At 59.6% G+C, this 670-nt stretch carries 1 protein-coding gene; it reads left to right on the top strand.

Annotation, left to right across the window (positions count from 1 at the left end):
• Positions 1-357, top strand: a 357-nt coding sequence (locus ACYVO6_RS49440; RefSeq protein ID WP_461073630.1) for a hypothetical protein, incomplete at its 5' end; no start/stop codon positions are given.
• Positions 358-670: the final 313 nt, after the last annotated feature.

Here is a 670-nt window from a genome sequence, read left to right as displayed (position 1 = left end):
ATGGATGCTCAAGGTAAGCTGTATGCGATCGATTTCGAAGGTGCTTGCTATATCGATGATCGTCGAGAATCACCGTGGGGTTCGCCTGGCTATCTTATTCCAAAGGTCACTGATATGGAGTTGTCGGACCGTTGGAGATTTCAGGACGTCTACGCAGTCGGGGCTACGATTCATCATAGCCTGACCGGCCGCATGCCGCTTTCTGACGCTAGCCTTCCACCTGTGGGTAAACTGCGGCGAGGCATTCCTTCAGTAGTACGCAAATTGCTAGGGGGGGTGCTTTCGGGAAATCCCAAGCGCATGCCTAACTTACGCGATCTTGCGGCTGGCCTGGAGGAAGGACGAAGGATGGTCTAACGAGGCACCTCCAACGTCTTACGGCGCCATTAGGAGCGGCGGGCCCCGGCGGTGAGCCGGGCAGCGCGCGGCGAGTGGAGCGAGCCGACTTGATCAGGTAGGGAAAGTTCCGCGCCTGCTGTTTGCTCCTCGTGAGGCAGATCAGATCGGAAGTCGCCTCCGGCTCCTACGTTCATTGAGGGGTCGGCTTCGCCGACGGGCTGTACCACCCCGGGGGTGGTACAGCCGTCTGTGACCGGACAGCCCGGACACCCGCACTTTGAGCTGTCCGGCCCGTTTATGCAGGTGAGAGCCCTAACCGGACAGCCGGACA

The sequence above is a fragment of the Streptomyces pseudoechinosporeus genome (assembly GCF_054783935.1).
The sequence above is the reverse complement of the archived record's forward strand: the minus strand, read 5'-3'. Positions and strand labels throughout refer to the sequence as shown.